Below are 18691 nucleotides of genomic sequence, written 5' to 3'. Positions count from 1 at the left end.
GCCAGCATTCGTCTAAAGAGGTATGACAATGAGAACGAACAAAAAACTTCTGGTTTCCGGCATCCTGGCGGCATCACTGCTGACCGCCAATGCCTATGGCAAGGTTTCTGCCGACGAAGCCGCGAAACTGGGTGACACCCTGACGCCGATCGGTGCCGAGAAGGCCGGTAACGGCGATGAAATCCCGGCCTGGGACGGTGGCATGCAGTCCGTACCGGCGGGCTACAAAGGCGACGGTATCTACGTTGATCCATTCGCCAACGAGGAACCGCTGTTCACCATCGACCAGAGCAACGTCGAGCAGTACTCAGATCGTCTGTCACCGGGGCAGGTGGCGATGATCAAGAAATACGACGATTACGTGATGCCGGTGTATCCGACCCATCGCACTTCGGCCTACCCGGAGTCCATTGAGCAGCAAACCATTGCCAATGCGACCTCGGTAGAGCTGGTGGAAGGTGGTAACGGTCTGGCGAACTACCAGGACGCTACGCCATTCCCGATTCCCCAGAACGGCCTGGAAGTGATCTGGAACCACATCACCCGTTACCGGGGTGGTTCGGTCCAGCGTAACGTGGGCCAGGTTACCCCGCAGGAGAACGGTGCCTACAGTGTCGTCAAATTCCAGGACGAGCTGACCTGGCGTGCCGGCCTGAAGGATTACGATCCCAACGAAGATCCGAACGTGCTGTTCTACTTCAAGCAGGCCATCACTGCGCCGGCCCGTCTGGCGGGTAACGTACTGCTGGTTCACGAGACTATCGACCAGGTCGCCGAGCCCCGTCGTGCCTGGGTATACAACGCCGGTCAGCGTCGTGTACGTCGCGCGCCCCAGGTTGCCTACGACGGTCCGGGTACCGCGGCAGACGGCATGCGGACGTCTGACAACTTTGACATGTTCAACGGTGCACCCGATCGCTACAACTGGGAGCTGGTGGGCAAGAAGGAGATGTACATCCCCTACAACTCCTACGAGCTAGTGGACCGTGACCTGAGCTATGAAGAGCTGGTCAAGGCCGGCCATATCAACCAGCAGTACACCCGTTACGAGCTGCACCGGGTCTGGCACGTCCGTGCCACTCTGAAAGAGGGTGAGCGCCACATCTACGCCAGCCGTGACTTCTACATCGACGAAGACACCTGGCAGGCGGCGGTGATCGATCATTACGACGGCCGTGGTGAGCTGTGGCGTGTGGCTGAAGCCCACAGCATGTACTTCTACGATCAGGAAGTGCCCTGGTACGCCATTGAAGTCCTGTACGACCTGCTGTCCGGGCGCTACCTGGCGCTGGGCCTGACCAATGAAGAGAACGACCCGTACACTTTCGGTGTTGAGCGCTCTTCCCGTGAGTACACACCAGGCGCATTGCGTCGCGCTGGAACACGCTAAGACCGGGTTCAGGGTGGCTCAGTGAGGCACCTTGACCCATCGCAACAACCAACGGCAGGGGAGACCCTGCCGTTTTTTTTCGCGTAAACAACTGTTTGATATTTGTCACCGCAAGCCTGACAAGCTGTCAATTATTTTGCAGTTCACACTTTTTCTGGTTTAATCTCTGTCGCACTCATACTAAAGGCGTACCCGACGTAGGTCGCCGTTCAGAAGTCACACCTGGGGAATCGCTGAATCAGCCGGACGAACGGGCTGTGCTGGGCATCGGCCACACCATCCTTTTGCACCTCTCAGGGTTTCCCCGGAATCAACACGATTTGCTTCGACAGCCAGTTTGCAGTCTGGTAGTGGAGCTGGGGGCGGGTATCCAGTGAAGGCGTTCGACAACTATCCGGCGGCCAACGACGAAGGCCTGGCTGAGCGAACAGAGAAGGGCAGACTGGTTTGGGACCTGCTCCGACACCGGGTGCAGTCTCCCCGGCCTGGTGCCGATATCTTTCCGCGCCCGGCCCTGACCGAACGCATCTGCAAGGCCATTGAGCCGGGCAGTATTCTCCACATTGAAGCGCCTGCCGGGTACGGCAAATCCCGTGAACTGGAGTCGGCCCTGTTAAGTTCCGGCCGCGAGCTGTCGCGGGTTCGCTGGGTATCACTGCAGGACCAGGACAATGATCCCCAGCGCCTGTTCATGTTGCTGTCACTGGCATTGGGGGTATCCGATGTCGATTCGGTACCCGCGCCGGGGCGCGGCCAATCCCTCAATGATGCACTGGAATGGTTGCTGGCTAATCTCGCGAATAGCGGCGAGGCCACCGAGGTGCTGGTGCTGGATCGGGTAGACCGGGTCCAGAGTCAGGACGGCACAGCTCTGCTGACCCAGCTGCTGGATCGACTTCCCCCGGGGCTTGCGCTGGTGCTGCTTTCGCGGCGGGCCCTGTCCTTCGAGACCCACAGTTACGAACTGGGTGGGCGCTTCACTCGCCTCACCGCCGATACCCTGGAATTGTCTCGCAGTGAAACGGCAGCTTTCTACCAGCCATTGCTTGAGCGTCAACAGGTCACCCAGATTGCCGTTGAACACCTGTATCATCTGACCGAAGGCTGGCTGACACCGCTGGCGCTCTATCGCCTGGAGGTGGAAGAGCGGGGTGAAGACCGCCTGCCGGTTCAGGAAGCCCGAAGCGTCGTGGCGTTTCTCCGCAGTGCCGTCACTGCCGAACTGACGCCAACTCAAGTGCGCTCACTGGCGGTGATGGCGGAGATGGACGTGGTGTCGGACGACCTGTTCCTGGCCATTGCCGACAGCCAGTGTGACACCTCGTTCCTGCCTTCCACCGCCATGGCGCGGGGCTTGCCACTGCGCAGCGCAGGCAACCGCGGGCGCTGGTTCCGGTTGTTGCCGCTGGTTCGCGAGTGGCTGCTGTCCACCACCCTCGCCGGCCGCAAGGCCCGCGCCACTCTCGCCAGTGACTGGTTTGCCCGTGAAGGTCAGTTTACCGAGGCCCTGCGTTATGCATTGCAGTGCCACGATACCGAACGGGCCATTCGGGTGGCCTCTGAGGGCTCCGAGGCGTTGCTGATTGGTCAGGATACCGCGTCACTGTTGCGGTTGAGGCAATCACTGCCGGCGGAATTGATCCAGCGTAGCCCGCGTTTGCAGATTGTCTATGCCTGGGTTCATGCCCTCGGGGGGCAGTTCACCGAAGCCTGCGTGCTCATCGATGGCATGTCCGCCGAAGACCAGCGTTTACTGCAAGGTCGTCTGTCGGCGTTGCGGGCGTTTCTGCTCAGTGGCGAGGGCAATGTCCGCGCGGCACTGAAAGAGGCTGATCAGGCATTGGCGACCGACGATCTGTCGACTCATGCCCGGTTGGTGGCTCAATTGGTGCGATCCGGTGCCTGGTGCGCCCTTGGACGATTTGCCGACGCCCGCAGCGCGAGCCGTGAGGCGTCGAAGCTGGCGCGTCAGGCCGGAGATCCCGGGGCTGAGATCCTGACGGTTTATGCCCATGCCCGCATTGAAATGAGTAAGGGCGCATTGCGTCACGCTGAGCAGCTGCTGCGGACCGGGCTGGATACGTCGGTCAGTGAACCGGCGCGGCCGCCGCGAGTGGGCGAAGGACGGCTGATGCTGAACCTGGCCCTGATCCTGTGGCACCAGGGACGCGCTGCCGAGGTCGATCGACTACTGACCCGGTTCATTCGTCATGCCGAAAAGGGCCGGGATCTGGCACTGCTGTTGGCCCTGGCTTTGCGGGCGCTGCTGTCCAAATCCCAGGGGCAGGTCGACGAGGCATTCGCCTGGATCGGACAGGCTGAGCGTACCATGCAGGCCTGGCAGGTGGATGAGCTGGTGTACGTGCCAGTGCTGGAAGCACTCAAGACCAGCTGCTGGCTGGCCCAGGGACAACTTGAGAGTGCTCGTCAGGCGATGGTTCGACTGGCGCCATTCCGTAAGCAGCATCGGGTGCTTGAACTGTTCCCGATGATGCCGGGGCTGCTGGATACGCTGGAAACCCGGGTGGCTCTGGTCGCCGGCGACGAGTCCGCGGCCATCAGTCAACTACAGGAGCAGTACGGCAAGGACGAGCTGAGCCGTCACCCTTATATCCATCAACTACACGTGGTGCTGCTCCAGGCCCAGGCCCATCAACGGCTGGGGCAGAGCGAAGCAGCCCTGGCGTTCTTCCAGAAGGCACTGGAAATGGCGGCGCCGGAGCATTACATCAGCCCGTTCATTGAATTGCGGGAGGAGATTGCCGAGGTGGTTCGGGAAGGTCTGGCTGGTCGACAGGCGTCTCCGCTGGTGGACGCCCTGCGGACTCTGTTTGGGTTGGAGGCCGAAGCGGCTACGCGACCACCGGTGGTGGATTTGCCGGAACCCATCAGTGATCGCGAGTTTGGAGTCCTGGAACTGATTGCCATGGGACTGTCGAACCAGGAGATTGCCGACCGTCTGCACATCTCCCTGCACACCGTAAAAACCCATGCCCGCCGCATCAACGCCAAGCTGGGCGTGCGATCCAGAACCCAGGCCATCGTCAAGGCCCGGGAACTGGGGCTCCTGTAGCAAACAGGCGTCGGAGCCAGTCCAGGCCGGTCAGTCTGGCAGCGAGTCCAGCTTGCCAGTGTTGTCTGAGGTCTCCGCGCTGCGGGCCTGTTCCGCCAGGATCTTGCTTATCAGGGTGTCCTTGGCTTCCCAGAGTGCACTGACCCACTGCTGGAAATCGGTGCGGATGGCATCGTCGTTCTGGTAGTCCATGCCCAGGAAGCGCGCTGGAATCTCCAGTTTGCGTACATCGATGACAATCCGTGGGATCTGCCCGCACAGATAGCGCCAGAAGCTTGGCCGTCCGTCCGGATAGACGATGGTCACGTCCAGCATGGTGTGCAGGGTCTCGCCCATAGCGCCGAGCACAAAGGCCGTGCCACCCGCGCGGGGTTTCAGTAGGTGCTGGTAGGGCGACTTCTGGGCTGCGTGCTTGGCCGGTGTCAGACGAGTGCCTTCCATAAAGTTGAACACCGTGACCGGGGTGTAGTGAAATTTCTCACAGGCGGCGCGGGTGGTTTCCAGATCTTTGCCTTTGAGTGCCGGGTTCTTCTCGATCTGCTCGCGGGTGTAGCGCCGCATGAAGGGGAAATCCAGTGCCCACCAGGCCACACCGAGGAATGGTACCCATACCAGCTGTTGCTTGAGGAAGAACTTCAGGAACGGTATCCGCCGGTGCAGGGCGTGCTGGATCGCCGGGATATCGGCCCAGCTCTGGTGATTGCAGGTTACGAAGTACCATTGATCAGTGGCCAGGCCCTCAACACCGCGGATGTCCCACTCAACCCGGTGAAGCAGATTGTTGATGCCACTGTTGATGGAGATCCACAGGCCGGCAATCTGGTTGAGCACCACCGTGCAGCCCTTGCGCGCACCGGTGACGGGCAAGGCCAGTTTGAGAAGCGCGAACAGCAGCAGGACCGGAAACAGGATCAGGGTGTTCGCCAGAATCAGCACAATCGCAAGCACCCCCTTGAGGGGCGGAGGCAGGAAATTCAACATGGTTTTGGAGTCTCCGAAATCATGGACGGCAGCCGGCTGTCAGCCTTCACTGCCTCCAACTGAGGGCAGCAGGGTTGCGGCATCCCGGGCCAGGGCAAGCTGGTTCAGGCGCTGCCGGGAACGGTCACCAAGGGTGTCGGCAAACTGGCGGTCATAGAACGCCAGGTTATTGAAATGGATCATTGCCTGAATTTCTTCAACGTAGTGGGTGCCGCGTTCAGAGTAGGACTCCAGTCCCGTGGCAAGCAAGATGCCATCGGCCATACGACCGCTTTCCCTGGCCTGGGCGCGGATGGCACGAAGCTGTCGATAGGACGGGTGTCGGTTGAGGTTGTCAATGTAGGCGCTGACCGACTGGTAGGGCGAAGCAAACCGGGCCACCTCGTGGCTACGGCCCTCGCCACGGTTCCTGGGGACCAGGCCGCAGCCGGGCCTGAAACACCACTGGCCGAACAGGTTGTTGCCCTGGGTGGCGAAGCGGGAGGTGCCCCAGGCAGACTCATTGGCAGCCTGGGCCATCACCAGGGACGGTGGCACCACGTCCAGTTTGGTCGCCAGTTTCTCAAGCTGCTGGGCTCTTGGCTGGTCCTCGTTGACCCGCAGACGTTCACTCTGACGTTGCAGCCAGGCGGTTTCGGCTGGCGACAGGGACGTCTTCTGGCGCAGCGACTGGAGCACCTGGCGTTCCATCAGAATACGGGAGTTGGCCAGCACAATGCGTGGGTAGAGAAAGCTGAAGAAGGCCGCTTTCTTCTCGGTGGTATCCCGGTAATCGCTGAAATCGGGCAGGGCGTTCAAGGCCCAGTCAGGCAGTGGCGGCAGTTTGGTCTGGGCCCGCACGGTCGTGGCCCTGTCCCTGTCGGGAAGTGGCTGTGGAGTGTGAAGGCCACCACTGATGGCAGCAGCCAGCAGGGGAAACAGCAACATCAGCGCTCGTACTCCGACAGTCATAACTCCTCACATCGTCCAGGGTTCGAGAAGCAGTATAACAGGTCCGGCGAAACAGCCAGAACGACGTCATGCCGGTTCTGGCACCGTGTCTTGCCGTCAAGGCTGCCGGGTAGCGATTACCAGGCCCAGGGCAACGCCATCCCGGCTGTCCTGTACTGTCAGAAAGAGACTGTCGTGGTTCTCGGTGACAAACCCCTCAAGCACCAGGTCGCCGTTGCGGAAGCGGACCTGACCATCCCCCAGATCGGTGTAGTCGAACACCTGCAGAGGCTGATCGATGGCGACCGGGCTGTTCAGTGTGCCGCTGGAGATGCGTTGACTGACATCCACGCCTGCCATTGCCAGGCGGGCCTGGATGGGACTGGCGATGGTTAAAATACTGTTCTGGAAGTGGCGCAGGCGGTTGTCGTCCGCCCCCAGGCTGAGGACGAATCCCTGCAACCGGTAGCGGCCGCTGGATGGCGCCGAGCCGTCAATCTGGCGCCCGGCAATGATCAGTCCATCGCCCTGGGGGCTGTCATCCAGGTTGAACGCCAGCAGCGCGCCGTCCGGCGAGCTGGCGCCGACACCGACGCTGTCCAGGCTGAGACGGCCGGTCTGTTCGGGGCCCGAGGGGCGAATCGATTCCTTCAGCGCCAGGGTACGGACCTGGCTGCGGTTACCGGTATCCAGCGCGGCCTGGCCATTGTTGTCCCGCGTCATCTGCCGGGTGGTCAACTCTTCGGCGACGGTGCCGCCGTTGACAGACCAGCGGCCAGTGCCGGCCTCCATCAGCAAGGGTTGTAGCCGGTTCTGGTCAAATCGGCTGACAAAGCTCACCGTATTGTAGCTGCGGCTATCCAGAGTGCTGAGCTGAAAGCCGGTGGTTCGGCGCAGGTTGATTTCCAGCGCCGACAGGAAGTGGTTCTCCACTGTGTCCTGACGTTTGAGTTCCTCACCAACGGCTTTCAGGCGGATCGCCTTGCCACCGCTGAAGTAGCCCATCAGCACCTGATCGTTATCGTCGTCGCCACCGCCAACGTAGGCATCCTGGTAGTAGGGGTTGCGGGTCCAGCCAATGACCCGGGAGCTACCCCGTCCGGTCACACTCTGGAACAGTGCCCTTCCCCCTACCAGGCGGGTGTCGTCCTGGAGGGTGGCGGCGCCGGGGGCGGAGGCATGGCTGTTGCGGCGCCAGGTTTCGATACCACGGGAGAAAAACGACTGATCGGCGGTGTGCAGCAGGGTTTCGCGATCGTAGGGAATATCACCCGCCAGCGAGGTGACGTTGATTCCCAGCAGTTCGAAGGACGTCAGGGTCAGTCCCGGGTAGATGTAGGACACCCCGTTTTCGTCTTCCAGCCGCTCCTCCTTGGCGATGCGAACGCCCCATTGGCCGGGGCCGCCGAGACTGCTTTCAAGGAAGCTACGACCCAGTTCCATGCCCAGAAAGACGCTGTTGTAATCGATGGAGGCGGCGCTGACCGAGCCGGAGGCGCTGCTGTCGAATAGCGCGTACTGGGCAATGCTGTTGACGAAACCGGCGAAATCGGTGCGTGCCGCAAGCAAATCAACGGCGCCGGACACCGACAGGTTGGCCGGGATGTCGATCTCGAAGTCGTGCACCAGGTCGGCCAGGCTGGGCCAGACAAACTTGTTGATGCACAGATCGGACTGGTTGCTGTCCACACAGTCCATGACCTGGTCAAACTCCGTGCCGGTGTAGCCAGCGAGGGTCTTGCTGACCAGGTACTCTGAGAACGGGTTGATCTTGATGTCGCGATCGGAATCGGCGGCGAGGGCCCTCAGCACCGCATTACCGTAGCGGGCCTCGATAATCACATCCGGGCCCTGGGGCACCCCTTCAGGGAAATTGACGATGCGCCGACCGTCTTCGCCATTGCGGACCTCGTAGTCGACCGAAGCCAACTGGCGCAGGGTATTGTCGGAGCGGTAGACCGAGATCTGGTCGGGAGCGACGATACGCAGGTTGCGTCGGGTCAGCTCTGCGGTTGGCGCCAGGTTGCCGGGGACTTCAAGGGTGACCAGAACCTCTTTGTCGCCGAGGTCGGTACTGTTGCTGGAATCACCGGTGGAGCCGGGCTGGAAATCGTCGAGGGCATTGGTGGCAGGCGGGAACGAATTGGGCTGTCCCTTGACGTTATCAATCGATTTGCTGCCGTCACCGCAACCGGTGAGCAGGGCTGTACCCAGCAGACTGCCGAGGGCGAGGAGGCCTGTAAACCGCATAGACTGGATTCCATTGGCGAAGACTGTAAAGCCTCAGTCTATCAGCTGGAATCGGCGTGAATAGTGAAAGATCCCACGAAATCGTGGCAGGAACGGGGATGTTGAGGCCAAAGCGGAAGGGCATCCGTGCCCATCACCGATGACGGAAGCTCAGTTGGGCTCCCTAGAAATAGATCTTCATGCCCGCCAGCACACCTTCATCCAGATCGATGTCGCCGTGGTACTGCTCCAGATCGGTGTTGAGGTAGCGGTAGCCGGCAAAGATCTCGCCATTGCGGATGACCCGATAGCTGGCCCGGACCTCGACATTGAACACGCTCTCGGAATCGCTGAAGGACAGGATGTCCGGAGCGTAGTGGGCCGAGCCGGTAAACGACAGGCCGGGCACCTTCGGTACGTTGACAATGGCATAGCCACCGAGGCCGAGGGCGCCGCCGTCGAGATGATCGTCGTCCCAGTACAGGCCCCGCATACCCAGGCCGGCGGTGGTGGGCAGATTGCCGATGGCGGTGCGTCCCTGGGCGTGGAGATCCAGGTTGGTGATGTGGCGGCTGCCTTCATGGTAAGTGTGGCCAACCCCAAACTGGATGTCGGAATTGGCGCCAAAAGCGTTGTACTGGCCCTTGACGGAGTCGTCCGTCAGGCTCACTTCAACGTCCGCCGCCATGGCGGGCGCTGTGGCGAGGGCCAGGGCAATAAGCGGGATACGGCTGAACTTCATGGTGGTACCTCAGCAGGGGTGATTGGACGGCTGATGGGTTTCGGCCAAAGCCGCTCCATGTTAGCCGGGGAGCGATGAAATCCTCAACTTACAAGGGTGTTATGCCGCTCCGGCCCTTAATCTTCGTCGTCGTGTCGATGGCCTCCCTGATCGAGATCGGACGGATCGGCGTTCTCCGCTGGTACACGGTATTCCTCGTTGGCCCAGGCGCCAAGGTCGATCAGCTGGCAACGTTTGCAGCAAAAGGGGCGATAGGGGTTGGCTTCGTCCCATTCCAGGGATTTCTTACAGGTGGGGCATTGGACTTGCATTGGGCAGTGGTATCCGCTTGGTGAATTCGGCGACTGCGTGATGGGGGTGTTGAGCCAGACCGTCAGGGCGCGACCTTGCAGTGCTGTTCCAGCACTGCCCGCAGCATCTCCAGATTGACCGGCTTGGCGACGAACGCATTCATGCCGGCCTGGCGACACCGTTCTTCATCTTTCTCCATGGCACTGGCTGTCAGCGCCACCACCGGAATGCCGGGACGATTCTCGGCCAGTTCCCAGGCCCGCAGGCGACGGGTGGCCTCGAAGCCATCCACCTTGGGCATCACACAGTCCATGAAGATGATATCAAATGGGTGCCACATCCACAGGCTGCTGGCTGCTTCGCCGTCGTTGGCGGTCATGACATCGCAGCCGAGCTTCTCCAGCAGGCGGCGGGTCAGGGTACGGTTGACCGGGTTGTCCTCCACCAGCAGCACTCGCATCCGGCCACAGGGCAGACTCTGGTCCCGGGCGGTGGGTTTGCCGGATTGCAGCGAGAAGCGGGTAAGGAACTGGCGACTGTCGTGGTCTGCGTCTGCGAACAGCTGGTGCAGGATGGGGGTGAGGCAGGATTCCCGCAGGGACTTGCTGAGGAAGGCGTCGGCGCCTGCCTGTCGGAAATGTTCGGCATCGCCCCGCTGGGGGTTGGAGGACAGAATCAGCAAACGGGTGCGGGTCCAGTCCGGGTTGCTGCGAATCTGTCGGCACAGCAGGTCGCTGTCCATATCCGGTACAAAGCCATCCAGCACAACGGCATCAAAATGGCGATGGGCATCGGCTGCCAGTCGCAGTGACGTCAGGGCTTCACCGGCGGACTTGACGGCCTCTATGTCAGTGTCGTGACGGGACAGCATTTCCAGGGTGATCTTGCGGGACAGCTCGTAAGAGTCCACCACCAGGATGCGTCGACCATGGACCTGGCGGGTGTCCGGGTGAATGCGGGTGGTACCGTCCGGCGCCAGCGGCAGCGACAGCTCAACCCAGAAGGTGCTGCCTTCCCCGGGCCGGCTTTCGACGTCCAGGGTGCCATTCATCAGCGTCACCAGTTGATGGCAGATGGCCAGGCCAAGCCCCGCGCCTGGCGACTGGCGCTGGAACCGCTGGCCCAGCTGGACGTAGGGTTCGTACACCAGTGACAGCTCGTCCGGGTTGATGCCGACGCCAGTGTCCTCCACCGCCAGCCGTAGCCGAACCTTGTCGTTCTGCCGACCCAGTACCTCAACACTGATCAGCACATGGCCGGAATCGGTGAACTTGATGCCGTTGGAGGCCAGGTTCAGCAGGATCTGGCGGATACGCACCGGATCGCCCTCCAGCCCGAAGGGCAGGTTTTCGTCGACCCGCAGCTCCAGAGCCAGACCCTTTTCCCGGGCACGGTTGCCCAGCATGTTGATCAGGTCGTTGAGGGTGTCCCGTAGATTGAAGGGCACGGGCTCGAGGATCAGCTTGCCGGCTTCGATGCTGGAAATGTCCAGCAGGTCATTGATGATGGCAGAGAGATTTTCCGAGGCGTTCTGCAACGTCTGGACATACTCCCGCTGCTCCTGGTCCAAGTGAGTGTCGGACAGCAGGCTGGCGTAGCCCAGCACCGATTGCAGAGGCGTCCGCAGCTCGTGGCTGACATTGGCCAGGAACTGGTTCTTGGCGTGGTTGGCCTTGACCGCCTCGTCCCGCTCGTCCCGGGTCCGGATCGAGTTCTGGCGGAGATTACGGGTGTCTTCCAGCAGCTGCAGCCGCATGGTGTTGAGCGCGTTTTCCATCTCGCTCAGCTCATCGGGTTCACGCAGGGGCTTGCGCTTGAGCTGAAGTGGTTCGATCAGGGCGTCCAGGTTCAGCCGGGAGGCGTAACGGGCCATGGTTTCCAGATGCCGGGACAGGGTCAGGCGCACGATCATCAGCAGGCCCAGAGTGCCAAACATCACCACGATGGATTGAAACAGCAGGGTGAGCTTGGCCCGATCCATCAACTGTTGGTAGGCGTACTCTGCCGAGGTGACCAGGGTGAGGGTGCCCAGGGCAAGGTTCTCGCGGCTGTCGGGGCGCTGGTAGGTCAGCGGGAAGCTGTTCTGGATCGCGTGCCCATTAGGGTGCTGGCCTGCGGAGTAGACCTCGCCATCGGTCACTGTGACCTGGGCATGAGCAACGTCCGGCAACCGAACCAGGGTGTCCAGGGTGTTGGAGACCTCGCTGTAGTTCAGCAGCCAGATGTTGTTGGCGAGGCTGCCACTGACCAGATCCGCGGCCCTTTTCTGGGATGCGTTGAGCTCCGTTGTGCGGGCGTCGAGTTCGCCAACCAGTTGCAGTCCGGTGGCCAACAGCGACAGGACAACGCTGAACAGCAGCACGTAGATCAGCAATCGCGCCGCGAGGGGTCTGACACCCAGCTTTTTCAGCATCCTGGTCATGTGGTACGCACTAGTTCCCTGTGAATGTACCTTGGGCGATTACAGTCTCGCCAGCAAGGGGTAAAACGACCGTATCAGGGGTCGCCGCAGTTTAGCAGACAGAAAGCACCTCGACACCATAGCCGGCGACCTTGGCCTGATTCCCCTGTGCGGGTGAATGCCCAGCCTGGTCTGTCGCCTGAGATGGAGTGTCGTCGCAGGCGGCAGTATGGGGCAGAGCATCATCGAATACAAAACGGAAGCGCACATTGCAGTCGTAGAGGTGGGCGCCGTATATGCGTTCTTCCTGGCGTCCGCGCCGGAAAGAAGGGCGGGGATCATAGCCCACCACATCTGTGATCAAGCCACGAAAGTCCGGGTAGTGTTGCGGGTCCAGGGCGGCCAACTGCTGTTCCGCCTCCTCACTGAACCAGACCGGCAACCGATCCGTAGGCGGCGAGTCGGCCCAGCCCAGGTGAGCGTCCGGCACCGAATCCGCAAACGGCAGGTACGGTTTGATGTCCAGAATCGGCGTGCCGTCGATCAGGTCGTGATCGCGAATCCGCAGGATCAGTCGATCACCTTCCCGGTGTAACCCCTGGTTGCTGACCACCGACAGACCAAGACTGTTGGGGCGGAACGGCGAGCGGCTGGCAAAGACTCCCATCTTGCGGTTGCCTCCGAGCCGGGGCGGTCTCACCACTGGTCGCCACTCGGCACGTACGGCCTGGTGGAACTGGAAGGTGAGCCAGAGATGGCTGCACTGCTCCAGGCCCCGAAAGGCATCCTCCCGGTCAAACGGTGAGCAGATCACCAGGTCAGCCCAGGCGTGGCGGGTCAGCCCCGGTTGCCGAGGCACACCGAACTTATCTTGAAAGCAGGAGCGGGTGAAGGCGATGGGCGTCAGGGTGAGAGCCTCGTCGGCGGGCTTTGCGCGATGGCGGATCATCGGTCCAGATTTCCGGAGAAGTACATTTCCAGGCGCACCACAATCGACGCCTGATCTTTGAAGCTCTTGTCTCGGGGATACTCAATGGCGGGAATGATCTCACCATAGAGCCAGTTGTGATAGAGCCGGTAGCGATAGGTAATGTCGGCAAAATAGCTGGTGGTTCGCCAGCCGGGCTGGCTCTCACCGACGACGCCGATGCGGGGGTTGACGGACGCGCGGTTGTTCAGCTCCTTGTAGGTATTCAGGGTCTGGGACATCACAAACTCGCGATCCCGATGAACCCACTCCAGTTCGGTGGCGGAGAGCAGGTGCCAGCCACTGTTGAAGGATCGGGTCAGCCCCAGCCAGGTCCGCTCGCCCCAGCCGCGGCGATGGAAGTAATAAAAACGCTGGTTGAGGATCAGGCTCCACTCGGCGTCCAGCTCCCAGTTTTTGCGTGCCGAAGCGCGCCAGAACGCGTCGGTAGGAAATCGCAGTCGTGCCCCGACGTCATTGCTGAGGTTAATGGCATCACCAATTTGGGAAAGCAGCCGCAGGGCACCGGTGGCATCGGTGTCGGAGCGCTCGTCCGCGGACAGCTGGCGGCTGCGCCGGCGCTCCTGCAGCGGGATGAGTTCGTCGCTTTCACTTTCCACGATCAGCCGCAGTTTCTCTTCCACCGTGGGGATGTCGAGCCGGAACCTGGCTTCGGGTTTGAATTGCAGGGCGTCGCCGTATTCCGAGGCTGCTACGAACCCCAGGCGCAGGTAGCTCTCGTTGGCCGGCAGGACCTGACCGCTGCCAGACAGAGTGCGGTCGGCCCACTCGCCGAACTTCCGCACCAGTTCGGCATTGCGACGCTGGTTGCCCAGCACCCAGTTGGAAAACTGTAACCAGTAGGTATCGTTGGGCTCGCGCCAGTACTCGTCGCGTTTGAAGGTATAGAAGTCGGCCGGCAGGGCTTCCACCGAGAGCTGTTCTCTCAGCGGCACCTCGTGGGTGTCGATGATGCTGTCCCCCAGGCAGCGGGCGCTACCTAGGGCGAGCAGCAGCGGCAACGCCAGCAGGCCGGAACATCGCCTGCGGTTGCAGGTGCTGACGGTTGCCGGTTGCTGAGCTGCTGAAGGATCAGAAAAGCGAAGCCGTCTACGGCTTGGAATACGGTTCAAACGCCACCAGGAACTGTCTGTGTAACTCATCGACCTGATGCTGGACCTGATCGACACCTACACTATTGTCGATCACCCGGTCCGCTTTGTTAAGCCGTTCCTGGCGCGGCATCTGCGCGGCGATGATCCGTTCCACCTGAGCGCGGTCGTTGGTGTCCCTGGCCATGGTCCGTTCGATCTGGACTTCCTCCGGCACGTCCACCACCAGCACCTGCTCGACCAGTTGATGCTGATCGGTTTCCAGCAGCAGCGGAGAAACCAGCAGGGCGTAGGGCAGGGCATAGTGATCCGGCGTTAGCTGGCGCACCAGTTCCTGGCGGATGCGGGGGTGCAGCAGGGCCTCCAGCCACTGGCGCTGGCTGTCGTCACTGAACACGATCTGGCGCAGGGCGGCGCGGTCCAGGGCGCCCTCGGGGGTGATGATCTCGTCCCCAAAGTGGTCGCGAATGGCGGCGAGGGCCGGCGTACCGGGTTCCACCACCTCGCGGGCAACATCGTCCGCATCCACCCAGTGCACGCCGTGTGTGGCGAACATCCGGGCGACGGTGGATTTGCCACTGCCAATGCCGCCGGTCAGGCCCAGGATCGCTGTCATAGGTAACCCAGCCACCAGCCCTGCAGCGTGGTCCCAAACCACAGCGCCAGCAGACCAGCGCCTGCGAGGTAGGGACCAAAGGGAATGGGCACTTCACGACCATGCTGGCGGAACAGGATCAGCGCGATGCCGACAACCGCGCCCACCACGGAGGACAGCAGGATGATGATGGGCAGCATCTGCCAGCCCAGCCAGGCACCGAGTGCCGCCAGAAGCTTGAAATCACCATGGCCCATGCCCTCCTTGCCGGTGACCAGCTTGAACAGCCAGTAGACAGACCACAGGGACAGATAGCCGGCAATTGCCCCCCAGAACGCGCTGCTGAAGTCGGTGAACAGGCCAAAATGATTGAGGATCAGCCCAAGCCACATCAGTGGCAGCGTCATGCTGTCTGGCAGCAGTTGGGTATCCAGATCAATCACGGTCAGCGCAATCAGCGTCCACACCAGCACCAGCGTCCACAGCGTGGCCACGGATGGGCCCAGGAGCCAAAGGGTCGCTACCGACAGGATCGCCGTCAGCGCCTCAATAATGGGGTAGCGTGGCGAGATCGGCGTTTTGCAGGACGAACATTTACCCCGAAGCAGCAAATAGCTCACCACCGGGATATTCTCCCAGGGCTTGATCTCATGGCCGCAGCTGGGGCAAGTGCTGTTGGGGCTGGCCAGTGTGATGCGTTGGGCGTCCTTGCGCTCCTTTTCGGGAAGTTCAAGAAACTCCTCGCACTGGCACCGCCACTCCTGCTCCATCATCTTCGGTAACCGAAGGATAACGACGTTCAGGAAGCTGCCGATGCAAAGGGCAAGAACAGCAATGGCTGGATAAACCAGCCATGCGGTAGACAGGATATGGTCGACGACGGGCATCAGGAGTTAGACCACCTGACCCATCTGGAAGATTGGGAGGTACATACCGATAATGAGACCGCCGACCAGTACGCCCAGGACTGCCATGATCATGGGCTCCATCAGCGCGGTCAGGTTGTCGACCATGTCATCAACGACAGATTCATAATGGTCGGCAACTTTCTCGAGCATCGCGTCGAGGTTACCGGACTCTTCCCCGATAGCTGTAAGCTGTACTGCCATTACGGGAAAAATACCGGTCGAGCGCATCGATGCCTGGAGCTGGGTACCACCGGAAACTTCATCGCGAATTCGGGTAATACCATCTCGATAGACCGCATTCCCGGTCGCACCTGCGACCGATTCGAGAGCATCAACGAGCGGCACCCCTGACGCAAAGGTCGTTGAAAGTACGCGGCCAAATCGCGCAACTGCGGATTTATCAAGAATCTCACCTACGACAGGTAGTTTCAGTACATACTTGTCAACAAGGTCCGAAAACTTTTTGGATCGGGCTTTCATTTCTCGGAAGAGGAAAATGGAAGCCACAATAGCAAACAGAACGATAAACCACCATTCCTGGAGCCAGTTCGATATTTTGATAATGAATTGAGTGAACGCCGGCAATTCGGCGCCGAAGCCGTGAAACAGATCTTCAAACTGTGGCACGACCTTGATCAGCAGAATGGCCGTCACAATAATTGCGACCACGATCACTGCAATTGGATATGTCATTGCTTTCTTGACCTTTTTCTTGAGAGTTTCTGTCTTCTCAAGATAGGTCGCGATTCTGTCCAACATTTGCTCAAGAGCACCAGCTTTCTCACCGGAGTCAACCAAGTTGCAATAGAGCTCATTGAAATGCTTTGGGTGCCTACTCAACGCGCTTGCAAAACTGGCGCCGGAGGCAACGTCGTTTCGGATCGTCAGTATCAGGTCTTGAAGCCCCTTGTTATCCAGGCCGTCCGCCACAATGTCGAAGCTCTGTACCAGCGGTACCCCGGCCTTCATCATTGTTGCCATTTGCCGTGTCAGCATCGCAATGTCAAAGGGCGTAATTTTGCTGGAGCCACCAAATAACGGTTTGGCCTTCTTTTTGACCTTTTCCGGTGTGATCCCCTGCTTTCTGAGCTGGGCTTTCACAAGCGAAGTGCTCACGCCCGCAATTTCACCTTTGGCCTTGCTGCCCCTGCGATCCTTGCCTTCCCACGTGAAAGTGGACAGCTTTTGAGTTTTCTCTGCCATGCTTAATCCTTCGTTACTCGGTTCGCTTCTTCAAGGCTGGTGACCCCCTGAATGACTTTCTCCAACGCCGACTGCCGCAAGTTCGCAAAGCCTTCCTCGTGCGCTTGCTTGGCAATCGCGATGGAGCTTGCCTCCTCCATGATCATGTTCGCCAGCTTGTCTGTGATCTTGACCACCTCGTAGATACCGACGCGGCCCTTATAGCCTCCATTGCATTTATCACAGCCTTTAGGGCGGTACAACGTGAAGCCTGTTTCAATTTGTGCCTCTGTGAACCCCTCCGCTAGAAGTGCTTCCTTGGGGACATCTGCGGGTTCTTTGCAATTGCTACAGAGCCGGCGACCTAGTCGCTGTGCAATAATCAGGCTGACGGATGTCGCAATGTTGAACGAAGGAACCCCCATGTTCATCATCCGGGTAAGCGTTTCTGCGGCACTGTTGGTGTGGAGAGTAGAAAGTACCAGGTGACCGGTTTGAGCCGCTTTAATGGCGATATTGGCGGTTTCGAGATCTCGGATCTCCCCAACCATGATGATGTCCGGGTCTTGTCGGAGGAATGCTCGGAGCGCTTCGGCAAAACCAAGGCCAACCTTGGTGTTCACGTTCACCTGATTGATGCCTTCAAGATTGATCTCGGCGGGATCTTCCGCTGTCGAAATGTTGCGCTCGGCTGTGTTGAGAATGTTGAGGCCGGTGTACAGAGAAACCGTTTTGCCGGACCCTGTGGGGCCCGTGACAAGAATCATTCCCTGAGGTTGCTCGAGAGCATCCAGGTACAGCTGCTTTTGACCCTCTTCGTAACCAAGCACGTCGATACCGAGTTTGGCCTGGCTGGGGTCAAGAATCCGAAGCACGATTTTCTCGCCCCAGAGTGTTGGCAGGGTGTTGACTCGGAAATCGATGGCCTTCGTTTTGGATAGCTTCATCTTGATGCGGCCATCCTGAGGAACCCTGCGTTCCGAAATATCCAACTGGGCCATAATCTTCACCCGTGCAGATATCTTCGGCGCCAGCTTGATCGAAGGCTTTGAAACTTCTTTCAGAATGCCATCGGTGCGATACCGCACTCGGTATACCTTTTCATAGGGTTCAAAGTGGATATCAGAGGCGCCGGTGCGAATGGCATCAAGCAGGAGCTTGTTTACGTATTTGACAATAGGTGCATCGTCAACCTCGGACGTTGAGGTAGCTCCTTCCTCATCGTCACTCTCTCCGCCATCGGTGTCTATTGCCTCTAGGTCCGAATCCTCCAAGTCTCCCATTGTGGTGTCTTGAGACTCAAGGAAGCGCTCAATGGCATTGCGGAGCTTCTGGTCATCTACCAGAATGGGATCAGTACTGAGGCCCGTGTTGAACTTGATTTCATCAAGTGCCTGGATGTTGGTGGGATCAGAAACCGCAATGAAGAGCCGATTACCCCGTCGGTACAAGGGGAGGGCGCTGTGCTTTCTAATGAGCTTTTCGTCAACTAGCTTGTCGGGCATCATCTCTGGCGCGAATGCCTCTAGGTCCAGGACGGATACCCCAAACTCCATGGCTGCCGAAAACGCAAGCCCTTGGCTGTCAGCGAGATCGTTTTGCACCAGGTAGGAAATTAGCGGGATCTTGTTCTCGGAGGCCTGCAGATAGGCCTCTTTGGCCATTTCCTCATCGATCAATTCGTCGTCTACGAAGCGACGGGCGAGGCCTGTGAGGGTGATGTTGCGAGTGCTAGTAGCCATAGAAGTTCAAAAAGCCGCCCTAAGTTGCTGAAACCATTTTCCTTGCGATCTGCAGAGTTTAGTTGGCCGGGCGGAGATTTGAAAGCGCGCCCATGGGCTTCGCTTGGCGCGCTCTCGAGTCTAGATTAGGGCGCGGTGACAAAATTCG

14 protein-coding genes are annotated in these 18691 nt (G+C 59.9%); 2 read left to right on the top strand and 12 right to left on the bottom strand.

The genetic code is table 11. The features are described from left to right. The first annotated feature begins 28 nt into the window (after positions 1-28). Both J2887_RS14270 and J2887_RS14265 read left to right on the top strand, forming a co-directional pair. Positions 29-1390, top strand: coding sequence for a DUF1329 domain-containing protein (locus J2887_RS14270; RefSeq protein ID WP_227171772.1), 1362 nt, complete (start codon positions 29-31; stop codon positions 1388-1390). A 373-nt stretch (positions 1391-1763) separates the two neighbouring features. Then, positions 1764-4463 carry a LuxR C-terminal-related transcriptional regulator gene (locus J2887_RS14265; RefSeq protein ID WP_227171771.1) on the top strand — a complete coding sequence of 900 codons (2700 nt, stop codon included), beginning with the start codon at positions 1764-1766 and terminating at the stop codon, positions 4461-4463. Between the two features lie 30 nt (positions 4464-4493). On the opposite strand, the gene J2887_RS14260 is transcribed toward J2887_RS14265, so the two are convergent. From J2887_RS14260 to pilB, 12 genes are all read right to left on the bottom strand, one after another. After that, positions 4494-5444, bottom strand: a complete 951-nt coding sequence (locus J2887_RS14260) for an acyltransferase (RefSeq protein ID WP_227171770.1) — start codon at positions 5442-5444, stop codon at positions 4494-4496. A gap of 39 nt (positions 5445-5483) precedes the next feature. Beyond that, on the bottom strand, positions 5484-6371 hold the full coding sequence (locus J2887_RS14255; protein WP_324197217.1) for a glucosaminidase domain-containing protein: 888 nt from the start codon (positions 6369-6371) through the stop codon (positions 5484-5486). Between the two features lie 120 nt (positions 6372-6491). After that, positions 6492-8624, bottom strand: coding sequence for a hypothetical protein (locus J2887_RS14250; RefSeq protein WP_227171768.1), 2133 nt, complete (start codon positions 8622-8624; stop codon positions 6492-6494). Positions 8625-8787: 163 nt separating this feature from the next. Continuing rightward, entirely contained in the window at positions 8788-9345 is a 558-nt protein-coding gene (locus J2887_RS14245) for a YfaZ family outer membrane protein (protein WP_227171767.1), read from the bottom strand. A gap of 116 nt (positions 9346-9461) precedes the next feature. After that, a complete protein-coding gene (gene yacG, locus J2887_RS14240) occupies positions 9462-9656 on the bottom strand; it encodes a DNA gyrase inhibitor YacG (RefSeq protein WP_227171766.1) in 195 nt (64 codons plus the stop codon). Between the two features lie 62 nt (positions 9657-9718). Further along, positions 9719-12058, bottom strand: a complete 2340-nt coding sequence (locus J2887_RS14235; protein WP_227171765.1) for a response regulator — start codon at positions 12056-12058, stop codon at positions 9719-9721. A gap of 91 nt (positions 12059-12149) precedes the next feature. Continuing rightward, the gene (gene tsaA, locus J2887_RS14230; RefSeq protein ID WP_227171764.1) at positions 12150-12986 is read right to left on the bottom strand and encodes a tRNA (N6-threonylcarbamoyladenosine(37)-N6)-methyltransferase TrmO; all 837 of its coding nucleotides are present in this window, start codon (positions 12984-12986) and stop codon (positions 12150-12152) included. Continuing rightward, a complete protein-coding gene (locus tag J2887_RS14225; RefSeq protein ID WP_227171763.1) occupies positions 12983-14137 on the bottom strand; it encodes a hypothetical protein in 1155 nt (384 codons plus the stop codon). Before J2887_RS14225 ends, tsaA begins: the two co-directional genes overlap by 4 nt. Further along, positions 14115-14732, bottom strand: coding sequence for a dephospho-CoA kinase (gene coaE / locus J2887_RS14220; protein ID WP_227171762.1), 618 nt, complete (start codon positions 14730-14732; stop codon positions 14115-14117). Before coaE ends, J2887_RS14225 begins: the two co-directional genes overlap by 23 nt. Continuing rightward, positions 14729-15598: a prepilin peptidase gene (locus tag J2887_RS14215; protein ID WP_227171761.1), complete on the bottom strand. Its 870-nt coding sequence runs from the start codon at positions 15596-15598 to the stop codon at positions 14729-14731. The genes coaE and J2887_RS14215 overlap by 4 nt, the downstream gene beginning before the upstream one ends. A 6-nt stretch (positions 15599-15604) precedes the next feature. Beyond that, complete coding sequence (locus J2887_RS14210; RefSeq protein ID WP_227171760.1) at positions 15605-16822, bottom strand: type II secretion system F family protein; 1218 nt, start codon at positions 16820-16822, stop codon at positions 15605-15607. A gap of 2 nt (positions 16823-16824) precedes the next feature. Beyond that, a complete protein-coding gene (gene pilB, locus J2887_RS14205) occupies positions 16825-18543 on the bottom strand; it encodes a type IV-A pilus assembly ATPase PilB (RefSeq protein WP_227171759.1) in 1719 nt (572 codons plus the stop codon). Positions 18544-18691: the final 148 nt, after the last annotated feature.

Source organism: Marinobacter sp. CA1, from assembly GCF_020546665.1.
In the GTDB taxonomy this organism is placed as follows: Bacteria; Pseudomonadota; Gammaproteobacteria; order Pseudomonadales; family Oleiphilaceae; genus Marinobacter; species Marinobacter xestospongiae.
Note: the sequence above shows the minus strand (reverse complement) of the source record. Positions and strands in the feature narration are given on the sequence as shown.

What these genes read in the sequence shown, in the direction of transcription:
- J2887_RS14270 (WP_227171772.1), top strand. Translation starts at nt 29, where the DNA reads ATGAGAACGAACAAAAAACTTCTGGTTTCCGGCATCCTGGCGGCATCA.
- J2887_RS14260 (WP_227171770.1), bottom strand. Translation starts at nt 5,444, where the DNA reads ATGTTGAATTTCCTGCCTCCGCCCCTCAAGGGGGTGCTTGCGATTGTG.
- J2887_RS14255 (WP_324197217.1), bottom strand. Translation starts at nt 6,371, where the DNA reads ATGTTGCTGTTTCCCCTGCTGGCTGCTGCCATCAGTGGTGGCCTTCAC.
- J2887_RS14250 (WP_227171768.1), bottom strand. Translation starts at nt 8,624, where the DNA reads ATGCGGTTTACAGGCCTCCTCGCCCTCGGCAGTCTGCTGGGTACAGCC.
- J2887_RS14245 (WP_227171767.1), bottom strand. Translation starts at nt 9,345, where the DNA reads ATGAAGTTCAGCCGTATCCCGCTTATTGCCCTGGCCCTCGCCACAGCG.
- yacG (WP_227171766.1), bottom strand. Translation starts at nt 9,656, where the DNA reads ATGCAAGTCCAATGCCCCACCTGTAAGAAATCCCTGGAATGGGACGAA.
- J2887_RS14235 (WP_227171765.1), bottom strand. Translation starts at nt 12,058, where the DNA reads ATGACCAGGATGCTGAAAAAGCTGGGTGTCAGACCCCTCGCGGCGCGA.
- tsaA (WP_227171764.1), bottom strand. Translation starts at nt 12,986, where the DNA reads ATGATCCGCCATCGCGCAAAGCCCGCCGACGAGGCTCTCACCCTGACG.
- coaE (WP_227171762.1), bottom strand. Translation starts at nt 14,732, where the DNA reads ATGACAGCGATCCTGGGCCTGACCGGCGGCATTGGCAGTGGCAAATCC.
- J2887_RS14215 (WP_227171761.1), bottom strand. Translation starts at nt 15,598, where the DNA reads ATGCCCGTCGTCGACCATATCCTGTCTACCGCATGGCTGGTTTATCCA.
- J2887_RS14210 (WP_227171760.1), bottom strand. Translation starts at nt 16,822, where the DNA reads ATGGCAGAGAAAACTCAAAAGCTGTCCACTTTCACGTGGGAAGGCAAG.
- pilB (WP_227171759.1), bottom strand. Translation starts at nt 18,543, where the DNA reads ATGGCTACTAGCACTCGCAACATCACCCTCACAGGCCTCGCCCGTCGC.